Annotated in this window: 5 protein-coding genes and 1 riboswitch; of the genes, 2 read left to right on the top strand and 3 right to left on the bottom strand. The window is 30.6% G+C overall.

What is annotated here, in order from left to right; all coding sequences use genetic code 11:
* Positions 1 to 88 precede the first annotated feature (88 nt).
* From SPD45_RS12535 to SPD45_RS12540, 3 genes are all read right to left on the bottom strand, one after another.
* Complete coding sequence (locus tag SPD45_RS12535; protein ID WP_336268114.1) at positions 89 to 232, bottom strand: hypothetical protein; 144 nt, start codon at positions 230 to 232, stop codon at positions 89 to 91.
* An 880-nt stretch (positions 233 to 1112) separates the two neighbouring features.
* Positions 1113 to 1553: a DUF4181 domain-containing protein gene (locus SPD45_RS14445; RefSeq protein ID WP_442962033.1), complete on the bottom strand. Its 441-nt coding sequence runs from the start codon at positions 1551 to 1553 to the stop codon at positions 1113 to 1115.
* 86 nt (positions 1554 to 1639) lie between these two features.
* Complete coding sequence (locus tag SPD45_RS12540; protein WP_336268115.1) at positions 1640 to 2824, bottom strand: MFS transporter; 1185 nt, start codon at positions 2822 to 2824, stop codon at positions 1640 to 1642.
* 77 nt (positions 2825 to 2901) lie between these two features.
* Positions 2902 to 3001: riboswitch (purine riboswitch) on the bottom strand.
* 300 nt (positions 3002 to 3301) lie between these two features.
* Between SPD45_RS12540 and SPD45_RS12545 the strand changes: the two genes are divergently transcribed.
* The gene (locus SPD45_RS12545; protein ID WP_336268116.1) at positions 3302 to 3997 is read left to right on the top strand and encodes a response regulator transcription factor; all 696 of its coding nucleotides are present in this window, start codon (positions 3302 to 3304) and stop codon (positions 3995 to 3997) included.
* On the top strand, positions 3972 to 6000 hold a 2029-nt coding region (locus SPD45_RS12550), incomplete at its 3' end, for a HAMP domain-containing sensor histidine kinase (RefSeq protein WP_336268117.1). The genes SPD45_RS12545 and SPD45_RS12550, both read left to right, overlap by 26 nt.

Below are 6000 nucleotides of genomic sequence, written 5' to 3' on the forward strand. Positions count from 1 at the left end.
GTAAAATGGAGATAGATAATAAAAGAGAAGTGCGTCAACACTTCTCTTTTGCAGCCACAGCCGTACAGGTAGTGGTTGTCACAAAAGTTTATTTTTGAGAACCACCCTTACGCTTGCGACGGCTTCGGGTGGTTTTCTCGTTTTTAAAAAGAATTTTGTGAAATACATACGCACTAATTGCACGAATGATTACTTTTAAAATATCTTTTAAGAAATCGAGTAGTATTTCCATGGCTATCACCTCCCTTATCTTGTGAGAGAAAGGGACATTGTGACAACCAAGCACCCATATAACTTAGACTGCATGTTTATAATATCATATAAATTATGCTAAAACAAGAACGTATGTTCGTGTGTTGTTTTGTGATGGTTGACTTATCTTGAAAAATAGAAATATTTATCCCTGCACTTATGCCACTAATCTAACAATAGTGCAGAGCATATTTTTTATAACTAAATATAAAAAATAATAAACATGGGATCAGAAAACGATTTTGTTCCCATGTTTATTTTAAAAATAAGTTTAAATAGTGATGCTATAGCGCTCTTAATTGATTAAAAATAATATTAACAATATTACTAATGGGATTAGTGCCCATAGATATGTATAATGTATAACTTTTTCTTTATTCTTATTAAACATATTAAGCAAGGATAAGATAAAAACAAAGTATAATAAGACAAAAAATACAATGCCGATTAAAATTAAAAAGGATTCAACTTTTGAGGTAACTGAAAAAGTATTATAACTTATTATAAAAATTATAAATAATAGAGATGAAACACAAAGGGTAACGAAAGGTAATTTACTCCAACATTTATGTTTCAGTATAGTTTTATTTACTTTAAATTGTAGACCTATGACTATATAAAAATAAGATATGATAATAAAAAATAATCCATTACTTAAATATAGCATATGCTTGGGATTTACCGGTAAACCATATTTATTTAAAAGGAAATTTAGGAGTAGCAATATAATTAAAAAAATAATACTTAAAAAAACTTGCAAAATTCTTACTTTTTTATAATAAATCATAGAATATTATCCTCTATTAAAATTTTGAATTATTACTATAAGCATAAGGTAAGTCCATTATTACATAAACCATTCAAGAAAAATCATTTATGAAAAATGTAGAAATAAATATTAATAGATACATAATTGCAGCTGACAGTGAATAATAATAAGCTCTTTCTTCACGATGATATAACCATAGTTCCACAAATGTAATACATTCTACTAGGATAAGGAATAGAAAAATAAATCCCGGAATAAAGGGATAGTAATCATGATCTGCAAACATATTTAAAAAAATTAGGCCGAAAACAAGGAAACTAATGAGTAAAATTATTTCTATATTTAATAATAGTTTATTTTTATTTTTCGAAAATATATGCAGTCTAATTTCCTTTATATGTAACTTTCTTTTTAATATAAAATGACTAATAAGAATGTATCCCAACAAAATTATTATCAAAAAAGTAATAAAGGTAATCATACATATTCCTCCTTTATTTCCGCTTCCATATACATGATCCCAGTATAACATAACCTAACACACGAATAATCATTTAAAAAAATATAAAAATCTTCGCCTATCCATTCATAGACGAAGATTTTTTTGAATGTATAAGATTAACTTTTTATTAGTGAGTCGTTATCAAGTGAATCCTCAGATAAAGATGCCTTCTTGATGGAAATAATGGCACAACCTAGTGAAATTAACACTAGAACAGCCCCAACACTTGCTAAATTCATGACAGAACCAGTCGCTGTTACAACTGTTGCACCAACACCTGAACCAATTGAAATACCGATTTGTAATGCTGACGTATTTAAACTTTGTTGAATATCAGAAGTTTCTGGTGCAATTTGTATAAGAAAACTTTGCAGAGGAGGCGTTAAAGCCCAACTTAAGCCACCCCATAAAATAATACAAAAAAGAAATAACGGGAAAAAGCCAGTTGTATATGGAATTAGAAATAGGATTACCGCAAAAGAAGACGTAACGAATAAAATTGCTTTACTTGATCCTATCCAATCACTTAACCATCCTCCAACTGTATTACCGATAATGGATGCTACACCAATCATGACATAACAAATACTGATCCAGTACGAGTCCATCTCATATGTTTCGATTAAAAATGGTGTCAAATATGCATAAAGCGTATAATGGCCTGCAAGCATAAATAGTGTAATGAGATGTGCAAAGTAAATTTTAGGTTTTCTTAATGATTTTAATTGTGTTTTTAATGGTATCACCTTTTCGACAGGCATTTTTTCAAGTAATGTATAAATAAGAATCATCGATAAAGAAGATAGAATGGCTATACCTAAAAATACGGCGCGCCAACCAAATAAATCAGTTATAAAAATCCCAATCGGTACACCTATAACTAAGGAAGAACTAAGCCCTGCAAAAATGATACTTAATGCTTTTGCACGGTGTTTAGGTTCAACTATTTTTGATGTAATAGTTAGCGACAAAACAATAATTAATGCTGTACTCATTGCTGTAATGACTCTTGCAATCATTACGAATAAAAATGTCGTACTAAAATATGTAGCAATATTCCCTAAAGTAAAGATGAATAATGCGATAAGATAAAGACGTTTTCTTTCTATTTTTGCTGTAATAGATAAAAGAACAGGTGCAGAGATGGCATAGACGAAGGCAAATACGGTAATGAGTTGTCCAGCTTTTGCTAATGATATGTGTAAGTCATCTGCAATACTTGGTAATATTCCACCAACAACTAACTCTACTAAGCCTACTGCAAATGCGGCTGCAGCTAATATAAATACTCTCCAGTTCATACACAACTACCTTTCTGTACATAATTTCTTTCATTTTGTACAGGCGATAATTGGCAAATAAAAAATCCTGATTACAAAAATGAAAGACAGATTTTTGTAATCAGGATGTATCGGCTCCTGGTAGAAACTCTCAAACCATATTATTGAGATTATACATGTCATATTCTTCAAATATATTAACATATGTCTTATTTACTGACAACACTTTTCTTATAATGTTATCACAGCACAGTTTTGCTGTGGCATTTTTCATTGAAAAGTTACTCTATAACGTTGCATTTCTAGAAAATAATGGTGCAATATTAAGAAAACCTTAAGAAATACATTCACTATTTCATAAGATTTAATCGTTATAATGTAACTAACCTTCAAAACAAAGGAAGGGGAAGAGGATGATTCACTCTGAATTGTTCAATTTATCGGCATAGATTGTGATACAATTTGGAGGTGAAAATAGATAAACAATGTGGTGAAGGGATGAATAAAGTGAATATTTTAGTATGTGATGATGATAAGGAAATTGCGGATGCAATTGAAATTTATTTGAAAAATGAAGGGTATAACGTATATAAAGCAACAAATGGACTTGAGGCGATTGCATTATTGGATGAACATGATATGCAGTTAATCATTATGGACATTATGATGCCAGAAATGGATGGGATCGAAGCGACGATGAAAATTAGGGAGGAACATCAAATTCCATTAATTATGTTGTCAGCGAAATCAGAGGATCACGACAAAATATTCGGTTTAAATATTGGTGCAGACGATTATATGACAAAACCTTTTAATCCGCTGGAATTAATTGCTCGAGTGAAATCAAAATTACGACGTTATACATCACTTGGTAGTATTGAAATGAAACAGCATCATTACCAAACAGGTGGTCTAATTTTAGATGATGAACAAAAAGTCGTGACAGTTGATGGAGACCAAGTCCATTTAACACCTGTACAATTTAATATATTGAGATTTCTTATAATGAATGCCGGTAGAGTATATTCTATTGAAGAAATTTATGAAAAAGTATGGAAAGAACCATCATTTCATCCGGAAAATACAGTAGCAGTACATATTCGTAAAATAAGGGAAAAAATTGAAATAAATCCAAAAGAACCGAAATATTTAAAGGTGGTGTGGGGAATTGGCTACAAGGTCGAAAAAATTTAGTCATTCCATTTTTATAAAAACAATTATATTTCTAATCATGTTAGCTTCTGTCGCAGGAGCAATTTATTCGGTAAAGCAAATTTTTAATGTAACGAATGGAAATGTAGAAGTAATTTTTGAAGATGAGTTTTTAAACGGTAGTGGTTTTCAATTAGAAAACGATCATATTATAGATGAATTAGCGCAACTAATTAATGAATACAAAAGTAAAGAAAATATATTAGAAGGTAATACAATTGATAAAGAGGAGTTGTCCTATCGAGTTGAAGAGGCACAGTGGGATAGTGATGAAGAAAATATAGACGATGCAACTTTAAAAGAGAGAATAAAAAAGGAAATGATTGCTGAGGATTTAGAGAATTATCAAATGATTTTAAAAAACCTTAAAAATCAAGAGGAACCGTTATATTACATAACAGATGGAAAGCATACATTTACAAATACAAAACAGACAAAAAAAGAGCAATTTGAAAAATACCCAGTTCATTATATTAGTATTGACGATGAATGGAAAATGCATCCACCTGAATTTGGAAATAATTATTCCTTTTACGCATACAGAGATGTTTCACAAACAATAAGTGCAGAAAATGTTACTTTTTTAGTCGGTTATACGGATAGTTATATTGATAATGCAGCAACAGAATGGGACACACAAAAGTCCAAAGCGATGAAACATATGTATTATCTGCTTAGCTTTGTTATCGTATTTATTTTATCTTTTTTATATTTAATGGTGACAACAGGAAGAAAGTCTTTTCAAGATGACACCGTCCATATGAATCCAATGGATAAATTGTATGTCGATTTAAATATCGCCTTTATTTTAATCGCTTCAATTGCTTGGGTTGTGGCTTATAGTGAATTTACGTATCGAATGGGAATAATTAATGGATTTGTATACTTTATTACATTGCCATATGTAGCGGTAGTTGTTGTGTTACTGTTATCTTTAATTAGACATATGAAGCATAAAACATTTTTCAAACATACAGTATTATATATCGTACTTCGTTGGCTTTTTACATTTATGAAAGATATGTATGATAGTGGTTCGACTGGGATGAAAATCGCACTCGTCGTTATCATTTATCCAATTATAACGGCAGCAACATTATTCTTTTTCCCGATTACAATTGGTGTGGCGGTTTGGCTTTCCCATAAAAAAGTAAAAGATTTTCAAAAAATTCAAGATGGAGCAAAAATAATGCGTGAAGGTAACTTGCAACATCGTATTGATATTGATGGCAAAGGGGAATTTGCTACACTTGCAGCAAATATTAATGGGATTAATGAAGGGTTCAAACAAGCAGTCCATAATGAATTGAAAAATGAACGAATGAAAACAGAGTTAATTACGAACGTATCACACGATATTCGTACACCACTTACTTCTTTAATTACGTATACAGATTTATTGAAAAAGGAAACAGACCCACAAAAAATGCAAGAGTATATTGAGATATTAGACCAAAAGTCAAAACGTCTAAAAGTATTAACAGATGATTTATTTGCAGCAGCTAAAGCTTCAAGTGGTGATATTCCTGTTGAAATACAGGAAATTGATGTTGTCGCTTTAATAAATCAAGGAATAGGGGAAGTGAGCGAACAAATTTCAGCAAAGGATCTTGTTTTCAAATTTACTTATCCGGAGGAGAAAATGTTTGTTAAAGCAGATGGGAAACTTTTATGGCGCTCGATAGAAAATATTTTATCGAATATATTTAATTATGCATTAGAAGGATCAAGAGTGTATATCGATATGAACTATAAGGACGAAGGTGTTTTAATTAGTTTTAAAAACATGTCCAAGTATGAGTTAAATATTACGGAAGAAGAATTAATGGAACGTTTTAAACGTGGTGATGATTCACGCTCTAGTCAAGGTAGTGGATTAGGGTTGTCGATTACAAAGAGTCTTATTGAAAACCAACATGGAAAATTTGAAATTAATATTGATGGGGATTTATTTAAGTCGATTATTTACTTGCCGGTAGTGAAAG

Source organism: Pseudogracilibacillus sp. SO10305 (assembly GCF_037072005.1).
Taxonomy (GTDB): domain Bacteria; phylum Bacillota; class Bacilli; order Bacillales; family Amphibacillaceae; genus Pseudogracilibacillus; species Pseudogracilibacillus intestinigallinarum.

Coding starts and splice junctions, on each gene's coding strand:
- SPD45_RS12535 (WP_336268114.1), bottom strand. CDS start 232: ATGGAAATACTACTCGATTTCTTAAAAGATATTTTAAAAGTAATCATT.
- SPD45_RS14445 (WP_442962033.1), bottom strand. CDS start 1,553: ATGTTATACTGGGATCATGTATATGGAAGCGGAAATAAAGGAGGAATA.
- SPD45_RS12540 (WP_336268115.1), bottom strand. CDS start 2,824: ATGAACTGGAGAGTATTTATATTAGCTGCAGCCGCATTTGCAGTAGGC.
- SPD45_RS12545 (WP_336268116.1), top strand. CDS start 3,302: ATGAATAAAGTGAATATTTTAGTATGTGATGATGATAAGGAAATTGCG.